This is a genomic window from Pseudomonas sp. GW821-FHT03E01 (genome assembly GCF_059420765.1).
The window spans coordinates 160,782-181,040 of sequence record NZ_JBWKUI010000005.1 but is presented as its reverse complement, the minus strand read 5'-3'; the positions used below and the strand labels follow the sequence as shown (position 1 = coordinate 181,040).

Sequence of the window (20,259 nt, the reverse complement as noted above, 5' to 3'; positions counted from 1 at the left end):
AGTAGCAGAAAAAAAAGGCCGACGCCCAACGCGTCGGCCTTTTTTTTAAGTTTTTGCGCAAATGATAAATAAACTCATTCCGGTTTTTGCGTGGTGCTGCGTCTTACCTACGTAAGCAGATAAATCGAGCCGGGCAGGGTAGCCACTGGGCTCAGGTTTTCCCAGCCGTACACATTTTTACCGCTGCCCGGACAAACGATCGAGCCCGGGGAGGGGCCGGTCATCAACTTGCGACACGTTGCCCGAGAGGCAGCCGATCCAGGTGGTTCACAGGTCCAGGCAGCGGCAGGGCACTCGGTTGCCCATGGATCCTATCCATTTCAACTAAAAAATAGAGAGCACGATGTCAGCAATTCATGAGTTGAAACCTCTGTTCAAGGCTTTGGTCATTGCCCGAACCCTGCGCTCGCGTCGCTCGTTGGCCGGCCTGGGCATGGCTTGCCTGCTGCCGCTCAGCGCGCAGGTCCACGCGGAAGACTTCACCCTCGACATTCCTGCCCAGCCTTTGCCCCAGGCGTTGCAGGCGTTTGGCACGCAGACCAATCAGCAGGTGATCTACAGCGCCGATGATATGACCGGCCTGCGCAGCACACGCGTCAGCGGCAAGTTGAGCAGCGAAGCGGCGATTGCCCAATTGCTCAAGGGCACGGGCGTGCACTACAGCTTTGAAGGCAACACGCTGATGCTGGTACGCGGCAGTTCGACCGAGGGTCTGGAACTGGGCGCCACCACCATCAACGCGCACCAGGTGGGCGCGACCACCGAAGGTTCGAATTCCTACACCTCGAATGCCGTGACCATCGGCAAGGGCACCCACACCCTCAAGGAAATCCCGCAGTCGGTCACGGTGATGACCCGCAAGCAAATGGATGATCAGGATATCGTCGATCTCAAGGACGCCGCCAACAAGACCACCGGACTGGTCGGTGCCCAAGGCGTCGGCAGAGGTTTGATCCTCTCTTCGCGCGGTTTCCAGATCGATGACTGGCAGTACGACGGTGTGCCGATCCCGCGCAACACTTACGCGCTGGGCAACTGGGCCACGCAGGACTTGATTTTCTTCGACCGCATGGAAGTGCTGCGTGGTGCGTCGGGCTTGCTGCAAGGCACCGGCAGCCCGGGTGGCGCGGTCAACCTGGTGCGCAAGCGCGGTCAGGCCACACCGACCGTGACCCTGACCGGCAAGGCTGGCTCCTGGGATCACTACGGTCTGCAACTGGACGCGGGCGGGCCGTTGAACCAGAACGGCACCATTCGTGGACGTTTCGTGGCCGACCAGGACGACACCCACACATTCGTTGATTCCGAATGGTACAAGACCACCTCGCTGTACGGCGCGCTGGACTTCGATCTGAGCGAAGCCACCACCGTGGGCGTGGCGGTCAGCCAGTCCGACGGCGAATCGCGCGCGAATGTCCGCGGCTTCCCGCGTTACTCCGACAGTAAACCCATCGACCTGCCGCGCAGCACGTACACCGGGGCGAAGTGGAACCATTCGGATATCGACGTCACCACGCTCTACACCGATCTGGAACATCGTTTCAACGACGACTGGGCCTTCAAGATCGGCGCCGTGCGCATGACGGAAACCAACAAGGCGAAGAACCAGCGGGTGCAATCCACCGGCGATGGCATCAATCCCGATGGCAGTGGCGTGCAATACGCTGACTTCGTGACGGACATGGACTCCACCAAAGTCGCGCTGGACATGAACCTCACCGGCAAGTTCGAAGCCTTGTCCATGCCGCAGGAAATCATGGTGGGCGGCAACTATTCCAAATACACCTCGGACGACAAATACGCCCGAACCTTCAATGACAGCTCCGACAACATCTTCGACATTGATCACAACCGTCCGGAGATCAGCTACGAAGGCTTGATCAATAGCCCCGGTGGCCGTGGGACTCCCAGCCAATACGACATCCGGCAGAAAGGCCTGTACGGCAGCTGGAGGGTCAAGCCTGTTGAAGACCTGACCCTGGTGCTCGGCTCGCGGGTCAGTTGGTACGACTACAATTACAAGTCTTCGACCCAGACCGCGAGCGGCATTACAGAAGATCCAAAAAGCACCGCCACTGAAACCGGAGAAGTCACGCCCTATGCCGGTATCGTCTATGACCTGAGCCGCGAATGGGCGGTCTACGCCAGTTACACCGACGTATATACACCGCAGACCGAACGCGATACCGCCGGCGCGGTACTCAAACCGATTATCGGCAGTAACTACGAGATTGGTCTCAAGGGCGAGTTGATGGATGGCCGGATCAATACCTCCGTGGCCCTGTTCCGTTACGACCAGGAAAACCGTGCCGTTCTCGATACGCAGGGTGCGCAAACCTGCGACGGTTGGTTCTGCTCGACGGCATCGGGCAAAGTGCGCAGCCAGGGTCTGGACGCCGAAATCAGCGGCGAAGTGATCGACAATCTGCAACTGTTTGCCGGCTACACCTACAACACCACCAAATACCTCGACGACCCTGACAACGAAGGCAAAATCTTCAGCTGGTGGACGCCTAAACACATGCTGCGTGTGTGGGGCAATTATCAGTTGAGCGGCGACTGGAGCCGTGTGAGTACAGGCCTGGGCTTTACCGCACAAACCCACACGATAGGTTTCGACCACTCCGTCAACGTTCCGGGTTACACCGTGTGGAATGCCCGCGTCGGTTACCAGCTCACCCCGGAAATCGAGCTGGCGATGAATGCCAACAACCTGTTTGACAAGACCTACTTCGCAGCGGCCTACAACCAGATCAACGGCAACAACAACTACGGTGATCCACGCAACGTGATGTTCAGCGTGAAATACACACCGCAGTTCTGAGTCCTTTGCACTAGCGTCAATGTCCCGGCCCGCGCCCTTTTACCAGGGGCGCGGGCTAATCTTGTAGCAGCTGCCGAGCAGCGCGAGGCTGCGTTCGGCTGCGCAGCAGTCGTAGACCCTAAATGCACGGTGTATCTGACAGACTGCAGTGCCTGATTTTACGACTGCTTCGCAGCCTCGCGCTGCTCGGCAGCTGCTACGGTATTGCCGGAAGTACAAACAAAAACGCAGAAGCCATGGCTTCTGCGTTTTTTTTGCCGTCGCTCGGTCAGCTACATGACTCGCCCGCGCTGCCGAGGAACACTTCGGTAAACGACTCCAGTAGCGACTCGGTGTAGATCATGCTGCGGTGCGGCAGTGGTGAGTGGATCGAGGTGTGCAATTGGCCTGTCACGTTGTGGGCCCTGAGCAGTTGTTCCGAATACAGCACTTGCTCCAGGGTTTTATGCGACAGCGACCACCAGCAACTGGCCTTGACCTTGAGCAGCGGCAGCGAGAAGGCATTGAACGCGTCCACCAGGCGATCGTGAATCGCATAGGCCTGGGCGTTCATGACTTCCTGCTTGATGCCTTCCAGGGTCGCGATCATCTCTTGCTCGCCGGTGGCCGTCTGTTCGCTGGCCCAGCGATAGAAGGTCTTGAGGTCGGCCGTCGGGTTCCGGGCGATGAAGCTCGCCGCCGCCGGTTCCAGATGCGCGAACATCAGGTTGAAGACTTCGAGTGCTGCCAGCAGTTCGTTTTCCGCGCTGAGGTGGTTCGGGTTGTCTTCTTCCAGAGGCTTGCGCGGCAGGTCGGCGGGCAAGGCATGTTCGGGCAATGTGCTGTCGACGAGGCCGAGGAAGGTCACTTCCTTGCCCTGGCGCTCCAGGTGGGCGGCGACGTCCATGGCAATCGCGCCCCCCAATGACCAGCCCATCAATCGGTAAGGGCCGTGTGGCTGCTTCTCGACGATCTGTGCGCTGTAGTCGGCAATCATCTCGGCCCATGTCTGAGCGTTCGAGTCTTTGTCGGCAAAGCCCTTGTGCATCACGCCGAAGGTCCGGGCATGGGCACTGAGTTTTTTCGCCAGCGGCTGATAACAGAACACGATACCGCCGCTGGGGTGCAGGCAGAACAGCGGCGGCGCCGACGCTGTCGAGGCGTTGAGTTCGACCACGCATTGCACATGCTGCTGATGCTCCAGGGCGATGAATCTGGCCAGTGCCTGGACATTGGGGTGAGCCAGCATGTGTTGCAGCGCCAGTTTGATGCCCAGGCGCGCGTTTAGGGTCGAGATGAATTGAATGGCCAGAATCGAGTGGCCACCGAGTTCGAAAAAGTTGTCGTCCAGGCTGACACGCTCGACCTGCAATGCTTCTTGCCAGAGTTCGGCGAGCGCCTTTTCCAGGGGCGTTTCGGGAGCAATGAAGTGGCGCTGCGTCTGGCTGAGGTCGGGCTGCGGCAGGGCCTTGCGGTCGAGCTTGCCGTTGGGGCTCAACGGCATGGCGGCCAGTACCAGCAGATGGCTGGGCACCATGTAGTCCGGCAGATTGGCCTTGAGCTCAGCCTTGAGGGTTTCGCGCAGGTCGAGTTGTTGCTGTTCGCTCAGCGAGTCGCTTTGGGCCACGACATAGCCGACCAGTTGCAAACCCACCGCGCCTTCCCGGGCAACCACCAACGCCTCGCGGACCTGCGGCGATCGCAGCAGGCATGACTCGATTTCCCCGAGTTCGATGCGGAAGCCGCGAATCTTCACCTGGTGATCCAGCCGGCCTGCATACTCGATCACACCGTCGGCGCGATAGCGCGCCAGATCGCCGGTGCGGTAGAGACGACCGCCGCCCTGAACATCGAACGGGTCGGGGATGAAGCGCTCGGCCGTGAGCTCAGGTCGCTTGAAGTAGCCGCGTGCGAGCAGGTCGCCGGCAATCATCAGTTCACCGACGACACCTACTGGCACTGGCTGGCCGCCGGCATCGAGCAGGTAAATCGCCCGTCCGGCCAGAGGCTGGCCGATCGGCATGCTTTTGGGCAGGGCGATATGCCCTGTCACGTAGTCGCTGCAATCAAGCACCGTGGCGCTGACTGTCGTTTCCGTCGGCCCGTAGGTGTTCAGCAGCTTCACGTGCCCGAGCCCGGCCTTGCCCCAGGCCGCAACGCCCTCCGGTGGCATCGCTTCGCCACCGACGATCACTTGCCGCAGTGCACCGTAGTCGCGCTGACCGGCAGCGGCGAAGTCCTTGGCCAGCATGTTCCAGTAGGTGGTGGTCAGGTCGCTGACGCTGAACTGTTTGTCGAGCAGTTCGCGGTACCAGGTTTCACTGTCCCAGATATCCGGCCCGCGCAGCACCACCGAGGCGCCGCAGATCAACGCCGGGTAAAGCTGCTCGACAAAGGCATCGAAGTTGAACGTGGCGAACTGCAGGGACCGGTCCTGTGCGCTCAGGCCGAGAAACTCCAGCGCCACCTGGGCGTGACGGGTCAACGCCGCCTGGGTGATGCCGACCCCTTTGGGGCGACCGGTAGAGCCGGACGTGAACATCACATAGGCGAGGTTTTGGCCGGTGGTGCGGCAGGGCGGGTCAAGTGCGGGCAGCGTCCCCCGGACATCGATGTCGTCGACGCAGCGTCGCTGGACGCCGGGCATCGATGGCAGCCGATCAAGCAGCGAACGCTGGCTCAGCAACACGCTCAGGCCACTGTCTTCGATCATCCAGGCCAGGCGTTCCTGCGGATAATCGGGGTCCAGCGGGACATAGGCGCCGCCGGCCTTGAGCACCGCCAGCAGGCTGACAATCATCTGCGCCGAACGCTCCACGGCAATGCCCACCAGCACCTCGGGGCCGACCCCGCATTCAATCAGGGTGTGGGCCAGGCCGTTGGCCGCATGGTTGAGCTGCGCATAACTGAGCTCAAGGTCGTTGAAGATCAGGGCCACCGAGTCGGGGGTTGCCAGCGCCTGGCGTTCGAACAATTGATGCACGCCGTCCTCAGGCATCGCCGACGCGGGCGGATTCCACTGCTGCAACTGAACCTGGCGTTCGTCGCTTGCCAGCAACGGCAATTCGCCGAGCGCACGCAGCGGATCTTCCGTGAGTGCATGGAGCAGGTTCAGCCAGTGCCGGGCCAGGCGTTCGAGGGTGGCAGGGGCGTAGAGGTCCTGGCTGTATTCGAGACTCGCGTGGATGCCCTCGAGCGAATAGCCGACGTCCAGGGACAGATCGAATTTGGCCTGGCCGGGACCCGCGCCGAGGAACTCCAGCGCCAGCCCGTCCAGGTCGATCCGGTCCGGTTGCCCGGCTTCGGTGCGCCAGTTGAACAGCACCTGGAACAGCGGATTGGCGTGTTCGCTGGCGTGCAATTGCAATGCGTCGAAACTCAATTCCAACGGGTAATCGCCATGGTCCAGCGCCGCCAGCGATTCGCGCCGCAGCCGCTGGAGAAAGTCTGCGCAGGACAGCAGCGGATCAATGCGCGCCCGGTACACCTGGGCGCTGACGAAAAAGCCGACCAGGTTCTGGGTTTCGCTGCGATTGCGGGTGGCGTTGGGTACGCCGACGGTAAAGTCGTATTGGCCACTGTAGCGGCTCAATAACAATTGCCAGGCCCCGAGGGCCACGACGAAAGGCGTCAGTTTTTGCTGCTGGCAGAAGCGGTTCAGGGCTTGCGCGAGGGGGGCGGGCACACTGAAGTCATACTGCCCGGCGGGGTGGCTGTGCCGGGCATTTCGTGGGAAGTCCACCGGCAGATCGAGGGCCGGCAATGTTTGCCCCAGATACTCTTGCCAGTATTCGGCGCTGCTGGCGCAGATTGCACTGTGCAGGTATTCGCCGCGCTGCCAGGCGGCGTAGTCGGCGTACTGGATGGCCGGGCGTGGCAAGGGTGATGTATCGCTGCTGCCGGCCTGGGCAAAGGCCCGTGTCAGGTCTTGCATCAGAATGGCATTGGACCAGGCATCGGAAACGATGTGGTGCATGTTCATCAGCAACAGATGCTCGTCGACCGAAATCTGCAGCAGTGTCGCCCGCATCAGCGGCGCCTGGCGCAGATCGAACGGCGTGCCGGCCTGGGCCTCGATACGTAGCGCGATCCGGTTGGCGCGGGCTTCGTCCGACAGGCCCGACAGGTCTTCATGGCCGAGCACCAGTGTTGCCTGCGCATCGACCACCTGCATGGCGCAACCATCGATTTCGACGAAGGCACTGCGCAAAATATCGTGACGCTCAAGCACCTTGTTCAGGGCTGTTTCCAGCCTCCGGGGCGCCAGGGGGCCGGTGATGCGCATGACACGGGGCAGGTTGTAGGCGGCGTTGTCCGGTGACAGTTGTTGGAGAACCCACAGCCGCTGCTGGGCGAAAGACAGCGGCGCCGGGCGCTGGTTGACGCGGGCGGTTATCCCTTGGGGTTGATCACCGGCATCGGCCAGCAACAGCGCCAGTACATCATCATCGATCAAATCGTTCATCGGGGCTCTCGTAGTCGGCGGTGGATCGTTCAGGCGGTCGCCAACGGTTTCTTTTGTGCGACGAGCTTGCCGCCTTCCATTCGCACCAATTGGTCGGCGACATCGAAGTAACGGTCGTCGTGGGAAATGACGATGATGGTCTTGCCCAGGTATTTGAGTTCCGGCAACAGCTCGGTGTAGAAGATGCGCCGGAAGGCCGGGTCCTGGTCGGCCGCCCACTCGTCGAACACCAGCACCGGGCGTTCTTCCAGCCAGGCGTTCAACAGGGCCAGGCGTTTGCGCTGGCCGGTGGACAGGTCGGTGGTGTTGAAGGCGCCATCGCGGATGCAGACCTTGTGCGAGATTTCCAGGCGTTCCAGGTAACGGTTGGCGTCTTCGGGAACGTTCTGCTCGCCTTGTACCAATTCGTCGAACAGGTAGTAGTCGGCGAAAATCGTGGTGAACAACTGGCGATAGTCGTCGCGGTTATGCGCCAGCACCGGCTTACCGTTAAGGATGATTTCCCCGCCCTGGGGCGCATACAGCCCCAGCAGCAACTTGATCAGCGTGGTCTTGCCGCCGCCATTCTCGCCGACGATAAACACGATCTCGCCCTGGGCGATGGACAGGTTGACCGGCCCGAGGGCGAAGGGCTTGCTGCCGTCCACCGCCGGGAAGGCGAAATGCACGTCGCGCATTTCAAGGTGTTCGACCACCGGTTTCGGCGCGTCTTTGTCACTGAGCAGCAGGTGCGGTTCCGGCGAGGAAAACTGCTCCGCCAGGTCGGCAATGCGCTTGAACGCAATGTTGGCGCGGCTGACCACCGGCAGGGTGGTGACCAGGTATTCCATCGGGCCTTTCATGTACAACAGCACCAGCACGAACCCGCTGAGCACCGCTTTATCGGTGCCCAGCCACAGCGATTGCAGGGCCAGCGCCAGGCCGATCACCACGAAAAACAGCATCGAGCCAAGGGTCTTGGCCACCACGAAGGTGTTGACCGCGCGGATGTGCGTGTTGCAGATGAAGTCAGCGGTGCCTTCGATGCGCTGGCTGAACATGCGTTGGCGGCGCGGACGATGGATGCGCAGTTCCTTGGCGCCGGCGGCAATCGCGCTGTAGTGCTTTTGCAGTTCGTCCTCGGCTTCGCGAGCCGCCTGGAAACCCTTGATGCCCTTGGTCCGGGCCACGTATTGCAGCGCGGTGCCGATCACCAGGGCCACCAGCAGCAAGGCAAACATCGGCAACGACAGGTAGGCCAGGTAGCTCAGGCAGCCGAGGGTGACGGTGAACGCAATGGCCAGCGGCGCGAAGGAAAAGGCGAAATCACTGACGGTGTCGACGTCATGGGTCAGCACCGGAATCAGTCGATAACTGCGGAAGCGCTCGATCTGTTCGATCGGTGCCAACAGGACTTTTTCCCCCAGGGATTTACGCAGCCCGGCAATGATGTGTTGCCCGACATGGTTGGTGCCGATGTCCGACAGGATCGACGTCAGCAACGCCACCGCGCACAGGCCGATAAACGTTGCCAACACCCGGGTCGACGGGGTGTCGGCGGCGTTCAGCGCGTCATTGATGGTCGCCAGTAACGCGGTGATGCTGAGGCCACCGAGCATGCCGAGCATGATCGACACCACAACGATGACCCGGAAAGGCCTGAGCAGGCCGAGGACTTCACTGAAGGCTCCGCGGGATTTTGAGGTCATGGAAGTTTCCGCTTCAAGTGCCGCTAAAGGGCAAAGGTTCAAGAGTTTGGCTGCTTAAAAGACGAAACCCGTGGGCGGCGATTTAGCCGCGCACGGGTTTGTTGCAGGTCATGCGACAGGAGGTGGGAGCCTCAAAGATCCCGCGCGACGCGAAAACCGAGCCAGTCGCCACGGGTGTCGGGGTAGGTGGCATTACGGTTGCCCGAACGCGAGAACACCGGTGCTTCACCCCAGTCATTGCCGCGAATGCGCCGGGCGGTGCATTCGCCGGTCAACCAGGCGCTGCCATCGCTCGGTGCGCCGACGTAGTTGTCGTTGTAGCAATCGGCGGTCCACTCATAGACGTTGCCGTGCATGTCGTACACGCCGAAGGCGTTGGCCGGGAAACTGCCCGCCGGTGAGGTGAAGTTGTAGCCATCGGCGGCGCCGTAGGTGTTGGCGTGTTTGGCGATGCTGTATTCCTTGCCTTCATCGAACGGGAAGGGGAACGGGCCGCTGCTGCCCGCGCGAGCGGCATACTCACGCAGCGATTCGCTGACCAGTCGATAGTGCTTGCCGGTCTTCTTCGAGAGCCAGGCCACATAGGCATTGACCTCGGGGAAGTTCATGCACACCGCCGGATGCCTGGCCGTGCGTTCATAGCGCGGCACGCCAGCCTTGCACTCGCGGCCCGGCCGGGTGTCGCCGTCGGGCATGAGGTAACCGCTGTCGCGCAGGTACGCGTCCCACTCGCCGGCCAGCACCTGAAAGCGGCTGATGGCCAGCGGTTTGGCGAAGGTCACCGGGTGCAACGGACCTTCATCGGGCTCGCGGCCCACCTCATTGTCCGGAGTGCCCATGGTGAAGGTCCCGGTAGGCAGCACGACCATCTCCGGGCAGTGCTTGCAGTCCTTGAACACTTTGCCGGGCGGGGCGGGGGCGGCGGCCTGAGCGGCACCCGGCAGCAGGCCTGCAACCACGGCGGCGAAGGCCAGTGCGGGGAGCGTCATCAGGGGAAAGCTACGCAGCTCACTGTTCATCATTGCTCTCGATAAAAAGTTAAAGGGAATCTGGGAGGCAACTTCCGCCGCGACGCAAATCTCCGTAGCAGCTGGCGAAGCCTGCGTTCGGCTGCGAAGCAGTCGTGAATCCGACTGACGCGGTCTGCCAGACACACCGCAATCTCTGGTTTTACGACTGCTTCGCAGCCGAACGCAGGCTTCGCCAGCTGCTACAGATCGCATTACGACATTAACCATGGGGCTGGCGATCAGAGCTGTTTGCCGAGCAACGCGATGAAGCGGTCGACTTCAGCTTCGGTGTTGAGCAGCCCCGGCGCCGTGCGGATCACCGGGCCCACGTCGCGCTCCACGGCATCGGCGATCACGCGGTTTTGCATCAGCCAGGCGGCGATCTTGTCGCTGCTTTTGCCCTTGACCCGAAAGAAGCTGAAACCGGATGACAGCTCGGGACTCACGGGCGTGACCAGTTCGATCTGCGGGTGCGCTTGCAGGCGTTTTTTCATATGGCTGTTCAGGGCATGGATACGCGCCTGAACATCGGCCTTGCCCCATTGCAAATGCAGCTTGAAGGCTTCGTTCAGCGCCCAGCGGTGCTCGAACGAGTGGTAGCCGCCCGGTGTCATGGTGGTGGAGAACGCCGTGGCTTCGGAGAAGGTCGGGATGATCGGCGTGACGTATTTGACCTCTTCACTGCGGCTGCAAACGATGCCGGTGCCACGGGGACCGAACATCCATTTATGGGTGCCGGCGATGAAGAAGTCGCAGTTCATGGCGGGAAAACTCAAGTCCTCGACACCAAAGCCGTGCACGCCGTCGACCAGGTAAATAATGCGGTCCTGATCGGCGCGATTGCGGTTGTGCTTGTCCACCAGCGCGCCGATGTCGGCGATCGGCAGTTTCACGCCACTGCCGGAATGCACCCAGGTCATGCCGAGTACACGGGTTTCGGGTTTGATGTTCTGCTCGATCGAGGCCAGGATCTCCGCTTTGGACACCGTCTGCGGATCCTTGAACAACCTGATCTTGCGCACCCGAGTACCGTCCCGTTGGGTGCGCAGATCGAGAATGGTGTGGGTCGCGTAATGCTCGTGGGCGGTGGTGAGGATTTCCTGGTCCGGGCGTACATGAACGCCGCCGTAAATCATCGCCAGGCCTTCGGTGGTGCTGCCGGTCAAGGCGATCTGTCTGGCATTGGCTTGCAGGTAGCGACCGGCCCAGACACGTACCTCTTCTTCACGCTGCTCGATAACGCCGAGGTCCCAGTCCATCGCCAACCCGGGGTTTTTATCGAGGGCGGCACGGTGCATCTCGATCGCTTCACGCACAGGCTTTGGGTGCGAGGTGATCAGGAAATTGGAGAAATGCAGGTAGTCCGGATCCTGGTCGAACAGCTGCCGCAGTTGCGCCCATTTGTCCCCGGGCGGCGAGAGCACTGGCGTGGCGTTGGCGACGTTGTCCAGGCCGGCAGTCAACGGCAGGCCGGCGGCGAGGATTCCGGCCTGTTTCAGAAAAGTGCGACGATCGCTCATGGTGTGCTCGTGCCTTGTTGTGAAATCAGCGCCGGCTTGGCGGCTTTCTGCACCTGATCCCAGACCCGCAGGAAGTTGCCGCCCCAGAGCTTGGCGATGTCTGCTTCGGAGTAGCCGCGCGAGATCAGTTCTGCCGTGACATTGCGAATGTCACCGACGTTTTCCCAGCCTTTGACGCCGCCCCCTTCGTTGAAGTCGGAGCTGATGCCGACATGGTCAATGCCGATTTTGCGCACCGTGTAATCGATGGCGTCCCCGAGGTCCTTGAGGCTGGCTTTGGGTTCTTCTTCGAGAATCGCGTAGAGACGGCTGGCGTACTGGCCGAATTTTTTCTCGGGCCAGGCAGCGATGACCGGATCGCCCGGCATCAATGCCATGGCGAGGTTCGGCAGGGGCGGCAGGTCGAACGCTTTGCGCAGTTCGTTGAGTTTGTCCTGGGTGGTCTGGGTCAGCGGGCGCAGGTATTGGGAGAAACCGACCACCTGCACCACGCCGCCGCTGTTCTTGATCAGCTGCATTTCCTTGTCGCTGAGATTGCGCGGGATATCGACCATCGCCCGTGGCGCCGAGTGCGAAGCGACCATCGGTGTGCGGCTCAATTGCGCGACTTGCTCCAGGGCCTTGGTCGACATTTGCGATACGTCGATGATCACGCCCAGATCATTCAAACGATGCACCGCTTGCTTGCCCAGGTCCGAGAGGCCGTCGAGGGCATCCGGCGAATCGTTGAAAAACGGCAAGGGACGCGAAGAGTCGGCCCAGTCGTTATTGCCGATGTAGCTGAAGCCGAACATGCGCATGCCGCGTGCCGTCCACAGGTCCAGCAGGTTCAGGTCGTGGCCCAGCGGGTAGGCATTGAGCATGCTGATGAAAATCGCGAACTTGCCTTCGCCGTGCAAGCGACGGAAATCGTCGGGGGTGTAGGCAATGGCGACCTGATTGGGAAAATCACGGACCATCCCGGAAATAATCTTGTAGCGGATCTCCTGCTGGTTGCGTGCCTCTTCGACAAAACCGGCGGTGGGCTTGTGCGGCGCGTTGGCGCCATTCCACAGTTCCGGCCAGCCGAAAATCGTCAGGGCCGCACCGGACAGGCGTCCGCGGTTGGCCTTGACCAGGTCGAACTGCCCCGTTCCGTCCTTATCGGCTTCGTTGCCCTGGGTGCCGAAGTTCTGCATCAGGCTGATGTGGCTGTCGAAGGAGAGCATGCGCTCGTGCAACTCGTCGGCCTGTTGCATGACCTTGATCGGGTAACCGGGGGTGTCCGTGAATCCGTAATACCAGACTGCGAAGCCCGCGCCGGCGCTGATCGCCAGGGCCAGCGGCAGGCCGATGTAAAGAGCCTTTTTCGAACGTGGTTTTGTCATTGCCATCTCTGTCAGGTTCGCCGCCCCGGTGCAGGCGCAGGGGCCTTTGCTATCTGGGAGGAACGAGTGGCTGGCAGAAAAAATTAGGAGATAGCGAGATACCTGTGGCGAGGGAGCTTGCTCCCGTTGGACTGCGAAGCAGTCCTGAAACCTGCAACCTCGTTCTGCCAGGCACACCGCATGCGCCGGATTTACGACTGCTTTGCAGCCGAGCGGGAGCAAGCTCCCTCGCCACAGGGGAATGTGTTTGGCACGCTTAAATTTCCCCGCACAACAAACGTTCTAGCTTGGATAAAGCCTGCTTCATGGCTGACACAGGTAGGGCAATGACGATTTCTCGACGATGGTTCATGGCAGGCCTGGCGCTGACTGGCGCTGCCGTGCCTGCGGCTTATTATGGGCATCGCGAATGGACGAAGCCGGACCCGACGATTACCCCCGGCGAGGCGACGGTCGACCTCGCGGACACCGCGGGTCAGCAGTTGGCCAACTCGCTGCGAGGCATCTGGGATATCCGCTTCGAAGGTTCGCAAGCGGGCCTCGACGGTTTACCGCAGCACGGGCTGGAGCTGTTTCTCGACATCGCTCAGCGCGGCCGTGGCCTGCGTGGCTGCCTCGATACCGCGCAGCAGTTACGCGGTGAAGCCGAGCCGCGTTATCGGGTGATCGGCGACCTGGTGTCGCCTGACGCCAGCCAGCTGTACTGGCGCCTGATCGATCGGCAATCGGCCAACGGCGCGCCGGCTTATGAGCTGGCGGTCACGTTCGATGAGGTCTGGGCCGATTTCGGCAATGCCGGCAGTGGCACCCTCAGCGGGCGGATCCTGCGCCTGGATCGCCCGCTCGGTTTGCTGGAACTGGACAATCGCTTTGTCGCGCGCAAACGGCTGTTTCCCGAAGCCCGTGAGCGTGTGGGGTTGAATCCGCCGTTGCTGGCGTGGCTGATTTCCCCCGAGCACCGTTTGTTCCACCAGCTCTGGCACGCCTCGCGGGACAAATGGCACAAACTCTCCAAGGACCAACAGGACGCCTTGCGCGGCATCGGCTGGCAGCCGGGCCCGCGAGGCAATGAGCGCGATGCCCGGGGGCCGCGCAAAGACCGTAATGGCTCGGGGGTCGACTTTTTCTTCATGCACCGGCACATGCTCGGCACGGCGCGTTCGATGCAGGACCTGCCGTCCTGGTCGAGCTTCCCGATGCCGCAGCCGGAGCTTGAACGCGACCGTCGGGGCTTCGCCCGCTATTTCGACAATCACGATGGCACGGCGCTGCCGCCCACCTGGCTGGCCGCCGAAGACACCGAGTACACCCAGTGGGTCAGCGACATCAAGACTGCCGAGACCTACCACAGCAATTTTCAGGTATGGGAGTCCCGTTACCGCGACCCGCGTTACCTGTCGAAGCTGACCCTGGGGCAGTTCGGTTCGGAGGTGGAACTGGGGCTGCACGACTGGCTGCACATGCGCTGGGCCTCGGTGCCACGGGATCCCTCCAACGGTCAGCCGGTGCCTTTTGCCCGGGATCCGGCGGACTTTGCCGCGCGCTGGTATGCGCCGGAAAACGACTTCCTCGGTGACCCGTTTTCATCCCACGTGAACCCGGTGTTCTGGCACTTCCATGGCTGGATCGACGATCGCCTGGAAGACTGGTTCCGCGCCCACGAGCGTTTCCATCCGGGGGAGCTCAGTCGGCTTGAGGTCAATGGCGTGCCTTGGTTCGCCCCGGGGCGCTGGGTTGAAGTCGATGATCCGTGGCTCGGCCCGAGCACCCACGGTTGCAGCACTACGCCGGGATTGCAGGTCGGCAAGTCGGTGGAAATGGACCCGGAAACCATGAAGCTGGCGCTGCGCATTACCTTCGGTACGGATGAAAAGAAACTCGCGGGGCTGTTCCGGCGGGTGCCGCAGCGGCCGTGGTATGCGCGGAATCTGAAGGTCAAGCCGCTGAGTTCGTAAGCCAGGCACTTGTGGCAAGGGAGCAAGCTCCCTCGCCACACAGTTTTTGGTGACGGATAACCTCGATCAAAGCACCTGCCACCCCCCACCCAACGCCTTGTACAACGCAATGCTCGCCTGCAACCGCGACAACCGCAGTTGCACATTCGAGTCCTGCGCCGCATACAGCGTGCGCTGCGTTTCCAGCACCGTCAGCCAATCCTCGGCGCCAGCCTGATAGCGGCTTTGCGCAATGTTGAACGCGGCCTGGGCCTGGTTCAGTTCTTCGCGTTGCCACTGCCGCTGTTCATCCAGGCCGCGAATGCTGTTGAGGGCTTTTTCGACGTCGGCAAACGCATTGATGATCGCGCCTCGGTAGGCTTCCAGCAGTTCTTGTTGGCGGGCCGTGGCCTTGTCGCGCTCGGCACCGAGGCGGCCGTTGTTGAAGATCGGTGCGACCAGCCCGGCGGTGAGGTTGTAGAACGGGCTGCGCAGAATGTCGCTGGCCGTGTTGGCGCCCGAGCCGATGTCGGCGCTGAGGGTCACGGCGGGCAACATGGCTGCGCGTGCGACCGTGACGTTGGCCTGGGCGGCGGCCAGTTGCGCTTCGGCGCGGGCGATGTCCGGGCGGCGGCTGAGCAGTTCGCTGGGCAATCCGGCATCGATGGCAGGCCATTGCAGTTGATCGAAGGATTCGTGGCTGGGCGGAAGTTGCTGAACCGGTCGGCCCAGCAGGGCGGCGAGGTTGATCCGGGCGTCCTCGGCTTGCTGGCGAATCAGCGGCAGTTGCCGTTGTTGCGCCGCCACCAGGCTTTTTTGTTGGGCCAGTTCCAGCGCGGTGGCCGAGCCTGAGTCGAAACGGGTCTGCACCAGTTTCAAAACGTTCTGTGCATTGGCCAGGTTCAGCTCGGCAATGCGACTTTGTTCATCCAGCGACAAGGCTTGCGCGTAGCTGCTGGCCACGCCGCTGAGCAAGGTCAATTCAACCGTGGCCTGATCGAACTCGCTGGCGCGCAGCCCGAATTGCGCACTGTCCCGGGACGCACGTTTGCCGCCCCAGAAGTCGATTTCGTAACTGGCGCTGAGGTTGGCGTCAAAGTAGTCCACGGCCTTATTGCTGCTGTCGGCATCAAGTTGGCTGTAGCCGTTGCCGCGCAACAGTTTTTGGCGGTTGGCGTTCATGCCGGCCTTGATCTCCGGCAGCTGCGAGCCGCCGGCAATCACTGTGTCGGCCCGGGCCTGATGCACCCGAGCGATGGCGGCGGCGAGGTCATAACTGCCGACGCGGGCCTGTTCGATCAGGCGATCAAGCTGCGGGCTGCCGAACTGCGTCCACCATTGTCGACTCGTCCGGGAGGCACTTTCATCGTGTGGTGATTGCCAGGCCGGCGGTGGTTGAATGCCGCTGTCCGGGCGCGCAGCCGGGTGGCTGCAGGCGCCGAGTAACAGGCAAAGGGTCAACAGGCTCAGTTGCGGTTTCATAGATCGATCATTCACTGGTAAGGGCCGTGACCGGGTCGAGTCGGGCAGCTTTGCGGGCCGGCATGAAGCCGAAGACAACGCCGGTGATCAGTGCGCAGGCGAAGGCGCCGATGACGGCCGCCAGGGAAAAGGCCACCGCGACTTTGCTGAGCACCAATACGCCGCCGACGATCAGCGCCAGGGCGATGCCGGCGATCCCGCCGACCACCGAGAGCATCACGGCTTCAGTGAGGAACTGGCGCAATATGTCGCGCTGACGAGCGCCGGTGGCCATGCGGATACCGATCTCCCGGGTCCGTTCGCGCACGGTCATGAGCATGATGTTCATCACGCCGATGCCGCCCACCAGCAGCGAGATCGCCGCAATCGAACCGAGCATCAGCGACAGCGTATTTTGCGTGCGCGCCTCGGCCTGAATCATCGCGGCGTTGTTGGTCAGTTCGAAATCGTGTTTGCCGTCGTGCAGGCGCAGCATCAACTGCTCGATGGCCTTTTCGGTCTCTTTGACCTTGCGCGCGTCGGCCGCGGCAATGGCCACGTATTCGGGGTTGTGGGTGCCGAACAGCCGGACACTGGCGGCCGAGTAGGGCACGGCAATCCGGTTGTCGCTGTCGGAATCGCCGGAACTGGCGCCTTTTTCCGCGAGCACGCCGACGACCTGAAAGGGCACGTTTTCAATCAGGATGTATTGGCCGATGGGGTTGGCGACGTCCTTGAGCAGTTTGCTGCGCACCTTGTGGCCGATCACCGCGACCGCCGCGGCGTTGCGCTCATCGGCCTCGGTGAAGTAACTGCCCTCGACCACCGGCCAGTTGAAGATCGCCGGAAAGTTGGTGTCGTTGCCGCCGACGTAGCTCAGGTGGTCGAGGTTGCCGAAGCGCACCCCGGCTTCGGCGCCGTTGACCGGCATGATTCGCATGACTTGCGGCAGGCTGGCCAGCGCGGCGACGTCATCCAGGGTCACGATGCCGGGCGGCGTGCGTGGATTGGGAGCGGAGCCGCTGAGGTAAATGATGTTCGAGCCGAACGCGCCCATCTGCGCCATGACCTGACGCTTGCTGCCTTCGCCGACCGCCAGCATCACCACCACCGAGGCGACGCCGATGATGATCCCCAGCAGCGTCAGGGCGGTGCGGAAGCGGTTGATCCACATCACCCGCCAGGCCGCGTGTATCGCATCCACCAATTCGCCTTTCCAGGCACAGGTGGCCTCGCTGCCTTCGCTCAGCCGCTTGCGCAAATCCACCGCTTGCAGCGCACCGGGATTGGCCGAGGCCTGCACGGCGGGGTTGTCGCGGGCGCTGTCGCTGATGATCAGGCCGTCGCGGATCTCGATCACGCGTTTGGCCCGGGCCGCCACGTCGCGGTCGTGGGTGATGAGGATCACCACATGGCCCTGGCTTGCCAGTTCGTCGAGCAGCGCCATGACCTCGGCGCCGCTGTGGCTGTCGAGGGCGCCGGTGGGTTCGTCGGCGAGGATGATGTGGCCGCCATTCATTAATGCGCGAGCGATGGACACCCGTTGCTGCTGGCCGCCGGAGAGCTGGTGCGGACGGTTGCCGGTGCGTGCTGCCAGGCCGAGACGGTCGAGCAGGGCGGCGGCGCGGGCGTGGCGTTCGGCCGCTGGGGTGCCGGCGTAGATCGCCGGCATCTCGACGTTTTCCTGGGCCGAACCGGACGGAATCAGGTGATACCCCTGAAACACGAAACCGAATGCCTCGCGGCGCAGCCAGGCCAGCTCATCGCTGTCGAGTGCCGCGACATTTTCGCCGGCGAACCGATACTCGCCGGACGTTGGCCGGTCGAGGCAGCCGAGGATGTTCATCAGCGTCGATTTGCCGGAGCCGGAAGCACCGACGATCGCCACGAACTCCCCGGCGTGGATCGACAGGTCGATGCCGCGCAACACATGAACTTCAGGCGCGTCGCCGCCACCGTAGGATTTACGAATGTCCTGCAGGTCGATCAGAGGCGTTTGCATTCAACCTCCACTGCCGTCGGCAGGGCCGATCAACAGGTGATCGCCTTCGGCCAGTCCGTCGAGGATCTGCACCTTCAGGCGGTCGCTGATGCCGGTGCGCACAGTCCGTTGCTCGATGCTGCCGTTCTGGGCGACCACCCGAGCCGTTTGACTGTCGGCCTGCGGGCCGCCCTGCAAGGCGGCGACCGGCGCGGTAAGGACGTTTTTTGCCTGGTTGGAAACGAAGAACACTTGGGCGGTCATTTCCGCCATCAGCGCGTTGTCGGCGTTGTCGACGTCCAGCAGCACCGTGTACAGCACCACGCGAGCCGTCCCGCTTTTACTGGAACTGGCCGGATTGCCGCCGCCCTGGCTGGTCTGATCCAGCGGTTTGGGCGGTATCGGCAAAATCTGCCGCACCGTGCTGCTCCAACGCCGGTTACCGCCGCTGAGCGTGGTGAACCAGGCGCTCATGCCGGGTCTGACGTGACCGATGTCAGCCTCCGAGACCTCGGCCCAGACCGTCATCGGCGACAGTTTGGCGATGCGCAGGATCAGCGGCGTTTGTTGCTGGGCGTTGAGGGTCTGGCCTTCGCGGGCATCGAGGGCCACGACCGTTCCGCTCATCGGTGCGTAAATGCGCGTATAGCCGAGTTCGGCCTGATCGCTGCGCAGGTTGGCCTGGGCCTGGCGGATCTGCGCCTCGAACATGTCGATGCGCGCCTGAGTGGTGCGCAGTTCGGCCTGGGCCGTTTGCACGTCTTCGTCCCGTGTCGCGCCGCCGGCGGCGAGGTGCTGTTGACGCTGATATTTCTGCCGGGCCAGGTCGTGCTGTGCCCGCTGCTCCTGCAGCTGCGCCTTGAGGTTGTCGATGGAAAAACGCCCGGCGTCGAGTTTGGCCTGTTGGGTGGAGGGATCGATTTCCACCAGCAACTGGCCTTCCTTGACCACGTCACCGACCTCCACATGGATCTTGTGGATCTGCCCGGAGGCCTGGGCGCCGACATCGACATACCGCCTCGGTTGCAGGGTTCCCAATGCCGTGACGCTGCTTTCAATGTCGCCGCGCGCGACCTGGACCGTGGCGAACCGGTCACGACCCGCAGGCAAAACCTGCCAGGCCGCGATGGCGATAACGGGGATCAGACAAAGGGCAACAAGCAGGGCGCGTCGGGTGTGACGGGGACGTTTCATGCAGGGTTCCGGCCAAAAGGATTCGGCCCGTCATTCAACTTGCGCGCAAAACCTGGCGACAGCTGAACGCTGTCGGTGGGCCGACAGACACGGGGAGCTGTCCTGTAAACGAGGGAAGGGGCGGGGAATTTAAGCGTTGAGGCTTTGAGTGACAGACAAAGTCAAAGGTATAGGACAGCACTATTTAGCAGGCAAATAGAAACAGCGCTTTAAATCTATATGAGAATTACTATAAATTACACACTCGAAATCGCCATCATCGTGCCATTGCCTACTTGGGCGGTGGCAGATCTGGTTCAAGGATAGAAACCGCACCCCGTGCGGCCGGGAGTCATGTTGGAAAACTACTATCGCGAGCTGGTGTGTTTCCTGAACGCCAGGCTAGGCAACCGCCAGGTGGCCGAAGATGTGGTGCATGACGCGTATCTGCGGGTACTGGAGCGTTCCAGCGACACGCCGATCGAGCAACCCCGGGCGTTCCTTTATCGCACCGCGCTCAACCTGGTGATCGATGACCATCGACGCAATGCCTTGCGTCAGGTCGAGTCTCTGGATGTGCTCGACAGCGAAGAACGCTACTTCATCCCTTCGCCCCACAACAGCCTCGATCACGGTCAGCGCCTGGACATGCTCCAGCGCGCGCTGGCGGAATTGCCACGGCTGTGTCGCGAGAGCTTTCTGCTGCGCAAGATCGAAGGCCTGTCACACCCGCAAATCGCCGAGCACCTGGGGATTTCCAAGGCGCTGGTGGAAAAACACATCGTCAATGCCATGAAGCATTGCCGGGTGCGCATGCGCCAGTGGGACGTCGCTTAAATCAGTCCTTGTTAAATTTT

The 20,259-nt window shown here is 62.0% G+C and carries 11 protein-coding genes; 3 read left to right on the top strand and 8 right to left on the bottom strand.

The features are described from left to right. Window positions 1-343: 343 nt before the first annotated feature. Window positions 344-2,824, top strand: a complete 2,481-nt coding sequence (locus AC07VO_RS10515) for a TonB-dependent siderophore receptor (protein ID WP_086945106.1) — start codon at window positions 344-346, stop codon at window positions 2,822-2,824. A 268-nt stretch (window positions 2,825-3,092) separates the two neighbouring features. Here the strand turns inward: AC07VO_RS10515 and AC07VO_RS10510 are convergent, their stop codons facing one another. The 5 genes from AC07VO_RS10510 to pvdM form a co-directional block, all read right to left on the bottom strand. Then, entirely contained in the window at window positions 3,093-7,268 is a 4,176-nt protein-coding gene (locus AC07VO_RS10510) for a non-ribosomal peptide synthetase (protein WP_086945105.1), read from the bottom strand. Between the two features lie 29 nt (window positions 7,269-7,297). Further along, window positions 7,298-8,956 (bottom strand): cyclic peptide export ABC transporter, encoded by a 1,659-nt coding sequence (locus AC07VO_RS10505; RefSeq protein ID WP_086945104.1) that lies wholly within the window; start codon window positions 8,954-8,956, stop codon window positions 7,298-7,300. Between the two features lie 131 nt (window positions 8,957-9,087). Next, entirely contained in the window at window positions 9,088-9,975 is an 888-nt protein-coding gene (pvdO, locus tag AC07VO_RS10500; protein WP_086945103.1) for a dihydropyoverdine dehydrogenase, read from the bottom strand. 230 nt (window positions 9,976-10,205) lie between these two features. Beyond that, the gene (gene pvdN, locus AC07VO_RS10495; RefSeq protein WP_064619045.1) at window positions 10,206-11,486 is read right to left on the bottom strand and encodes a pyoverdine-tailoring periplasmic protein PvdN; all 1,281 of its coding nucleotides are present in this window, start codon (window positions 11,484-11,486) and stop codon (window positions 10,206-10,208) included. Continuing rightward, entirely contained in the window at window positions 11,483-12,853 is a 1,371-nt protein-coding gene (pvdM, locus tag AC07VO_RS10490) for a pyoverdine-tailoring dipeptidase-like protein PvdM (protein WP_064619043.1), read from the bottom strand. The genes pvdN and pvdM overlap by 4 nt, the downstream gene beginning before the upstream one ends. A 326-nt stretch (window positions 12,854-13,179) precedes the next feature. Between pvdM and pvdP the strand changes: the two genes are divergently transcribed. Beyond that, window positions 13,180-14,808, top strand: coding sequence for a pyoverdine maturation tyrosinase PvdP (pvdP, locus tag AC07VO_RS10485; protein ID WP_086945102.1), 1,629 nt, complete (start codon window positions 13,180-13,182; stop codon window positions 14,806-14,808). A 66-nt stretch (window positions 14,809-14,874) separates the two neighbouring features. Here the strand turns inward: pvdP and AC07VO_RS10480 are convergent, their stop codons facing one another. The 3 genes from AC07VO_RS10480 to AC07VO_RS10470 are packed head-to-tail and all read right to left on the bottom strand — an operon-like array spanning window position 14,875 to window position 19,423. Next, window positions 14,875-16,269, bottom strand: a complete 1,395-nt coding sequence (locus AC07VO_RS10480; protein WP_064619037.1) for an efflux transporter outer membrane subunit — start codon at window positions 16,267-16,269, stop codon at window positions 14,875-14,877. A 7-nt stretch (window positions 16,270-16,276) separates the two neighbouring features. Next, a complete protein-coding gene (locus AC07VO_RS10475; protein WP_086945100.1) occupies window positions 16,277-18,250 on the bottom strand; it encodes a MacB family efflux pump subunit in 1,974 nt (657 codons plus the stop codon). After that, on the bottom strand, window positions 18,251-19,423 hold the full coding sequence (locus AC07VO_RS10470; RefSeq protein ID WP_086945099.1) for an efflux RND transporter periplasmic adaptor subunit: 1,173 nt from the start codon (window positions 19,421-19,423) through the stop codon (window positions 18,251-18,253). It lies immediately after the preceding gene. Between the two features lie 333 nt (window positions 19,424-19,756). Here AC07VO_RS10470 and AC07VO_RS10465 point away from each other — a divergent pair, with 333 nt between their 5' ends. Continuing rightward, a complete protein-coding gene (locus AC07VO_RS10465) occupies window positions 19,757-20,239 on the top strand; it encodes a sigma-70 family RNA polymerase sigma factor (RefSeq protein ID WP_018925353.1) in 483 nt (160 codons plus the stop codon). Window positions 20,240-20,259 lie beyond the last annotated feature (20 nt).

Excerpts from the sequence above, each read along its gene's own strand:
- AC07VO_RS10515 (WP_086945106.1), top strand. The coding sequence starts at position 344 with ATGTCAGCAATTCATGAGTTGAAACCTCTGTTCAAGGCTTTGGTCATT.
- AC07VO_RS10510 (WP_086945105.1), bottom strand. The coding sequence starts at position 7,268 with ATGAACGATTTGATCGATGATGATGTACTGGCGCTGTTGCTGGCCGAT.
- AC07VO_RS10505 (WP_086945104.1), bottom strand. The coding sequence starts at position 8,956 with ATGACCTCAAAATCCCGCGGAGCCTTCAGTGAAGTCCTCGGCCTGCTC.
- pvdO (WP_086945103.1), bottom strand. The coding sequence starts at position 9,975 with ATGAACAGTGAGCTGCGTAGCTTTCCCCTGATGACGCTCCCCGCACTG.
- pvdN (WP_064619045.1), bottom strand. The coding sequence starts at position 11,486 with ATGAGCGATCGTCGCACTTTTCTGAAACAGGCCGGAATCCTCGCCGCC.
- pvdM (WP_064619043.1), bottom strand. The coding sequence starts at position 12,853 with ATGACAAAACCACGTTCGAAAAAGGCTCTTTACATCGGCCTGCCGCTG.
- pvdP (WP_086945102.1), top strand. The coding sequence starts at position 13,180 with ATGACGATTTCTCGACGATGGTTCATGGCAGGCCTGGCGCTGACTGGC.
- AC07VO_RS10480 (WP_064619037.1), bottom strand. The coding sequence starts at position 16,269 with ATGAAACCGCAACTGAGCCTGTTGACCCTTTGCCTGTTACTCGGCGCC.
- AC07VO_RS10475 (WP_086945100.1), bottom strand. The coding sequence starts at position 18,250 with ATGCAAACGCCTCTGATCGACCTGCAGGACATTCGTAAATCCTACGGT.
- AC07VO_RS10470 (WP_086945099.1), bottom strand. The coding sequence starts at position 19,423 with ATGAAACGTCCCCGTCACACCCGACGCGCCCTGCTTGTTGCCCTTTGT.
- AC07VO_RS10465 (WP_018925353.1), top strand. The coding sequence starts at position 19,757 with ATGTTGGAAAACTACTATCGCGAGCTGGTGTGTTTCCTGAACGCCAGG.